This window comes from Actinosynnema sp., from assembly GCF_052038725.1.
Map to the genome: position 1 here is coordinate 1 of NZ_JBQGCX010001039.1, position 1,893 is coordinate 1,893.

Genomic DNA, 1,893 nt, shown 5'->3' on the forward strand with positions numbered 1-1,893 from the left:
CGTCGAGCCGCCGGTTGACCTCCAGCTCCAGGGTGCGCAGGGCGGCCTCCATGCGACCGCCGTGCAGCGCGGGCGGGGCCCAGCGGGGCCGGTCAGCCACGCCCTCCGGTTCCGCGTCGGGGTTCAGGCCGCTGGGGTTCAGGCCGCTGGGGTTCTGCGCCCCCGCCGCCCGCACCCCCGGCGTCCCCGGCCCCTGCGCGCCCGATCCCGCGGTGGTGGTGTTGGTGTTGTCTGCTGGGGTCACGGCCTGCCCACGGGCTGCGGCGCGCCGCCTGCCTGGGGCCGGGCCGACACCTGCGGCAGCGGCACGGTCTGCAGGACGCGGGTGATGATGTGGTCGAGCGGGACGCCGTCGGCGAGCGCGTCGTAGGACAGCACGAGCCGGTGCCGCAGCACGTCCGGCACCACGTCCACCACGTCCTGGGGCAGCACGTAGTCGCGCCCGCGCACCAGGGCCAGCGCGCGCGAGGCGGCGATGATGCCGAGGCTGGCGCGCGGCGAGGCGCCGTACGCGACCCAGCCCGCGACGTCGCCCAGCTGGTGCTCCTTGGGCGCGCGGGTCGCGATGACCAGCCGCACCACGTAGTCGACGAGCGCGTGGTGCACGAACACCCGCGAGGCCACGCCCTGCAGCCGCACCAGCTCCTCGGGGCTGAGGACCTGCTGCGGCACGGGGGCCTCGACGCCCATCCGGTAGACGATCTCCCGCTCCTCCTCGGCCGTGGGGTACTCGACCTGGATCTTGAACAGGAACCGGTCGCGCTGCGCCTCGGGGAGCGGGTAGACGCCCTCGTTCTCGATGGGGTTCTGGGTGGCCAGGACCAGGAACGGGGTGGGCATGGGGAAGGTCTTGCCGCCGATGGACACGTGCCGCTCGGCCATGACCTCCAGCATCGCGGACTGGACCTTGGCGGGCGCGCGGTTGATCTCGTCGGCGAGGACGAAGTTCGCGACGACCGGGCCGAGCTCCACGTCGAAGCTCTCGCTGGCCTGCCGGTAGATGCGGGTGCCGAGGATGTCGGCGGGCACGAGGTCCGGCGTGAACTGCACGCGCGAGAAGCTGCCGCCCACCACGGTCGCGAAGGTCTCCACGGCCAGGGTCTTGGCGACGCCGGGCACGCCCTCCAGGAGCAGGTGGCCCTTCGCGAGCAGGCCGACGAGCATCCGCTCGACCAGCCGGTCCTGGCCGACGATCACCCGCTTGACCTCGAACACGGTGCGTTCGAGCAGCTGGGCGTCACGAGCCGGCGTGGTGTGCGCCTCGGCGGCGGGCTCGGACAAGGGTCCTCCTAGACGGGGTTGTGCGACGCGTCCCAGTGTCGCCCCAGGCCGGTGTGGACCTTGTGAAGACCCCCCTGCCGACCAGCGCCCCCGTTCGGGACACCGCCCGATCGGGTAACAGGCGCGGGGCGCGGTCGGGCTTATCGTCGCAGGTTGTGGAAGAGGAGTTCTGGGTGGACTCGTGGGCCGAGGGCGGCTCCCGGACGAGTTTCCACCTCAGGCGGGTGCACCCGCACGCCGAACTGCTGGCCGAGCGCGTCCCCCTGGAGGGGCGGGTGGTGCTGGTGCCGCTGTGCGGGAAGTCGGTCGACCTGCTGTTCTTCGCCGAACGGGCGGAACGGGTGGTCGGCGTGGAGCTGGTCGGGCGGGCGGTGGAGGAGTTCTTCGCGGAGAACGGCCTGTCGCCGACGGAGGTGGACGAGGGCGTGTTCACCGCGGGGAACCTGACGATCCGGAACCAGAGCCTGTTCGACCTGGGGAGGGGGGATCTGGGGAGGGTGGACGTGGTGTACGACCGCGCGGCGCTGATCGCGTTCCCGGAGGCGATGCGGGGCAGGTACGTGGCGAAGATCCTGGAGCTGGCGACACCGGGGACGCGGTACTTCCTGAACA

Annotated in this window: 2 protein-coding genes and 1 pseudogene; 1 reads left to right on the forward strand and 2 read right to left on the reverse strand. The window is 72.5% G+C overall.

Going from position 1 to position 1,893, the window contains the following annotated elements; genetic code table 11:
- Both ACTUAL_RS21945 and ACTUAL_RS21950 read right to left on the reverse strand, forming a co-directional pair.
- Positions 1-244: pseudogene (locus ACTUAL_RS21945) on the reverse strand (hypothetical protein); the annotation flags it as partial.
- On the reverse strand, positions 241-1,281 hold the full coding sequence (locus ACTUAL_RS21950; protein WP_015800979.1) for an AAA family ATPase: 1,041 nt from the start codon (positions 1,279-1,281) through the stop codon (positions 241-243). The gene ACTUAL_RS21950 and the pseudogene ACTUAL_RS21945, both read right to left, overlap by 4 nt.
- Before the next feature lie 155 nt (positions 1,282-1,436).
- Between ACTUAL_RS21950 and ACTUAL_RS21955 the strand changes: the two genes are divergently transcribed.
- On the forward strand, positions 1,437-1,893 hold a 457-nt coding region (locus tag ACTUAL_RS21955; protein WP_440901564.1), incomplete at its 3' end, for a thiopurine S-methyltransferase.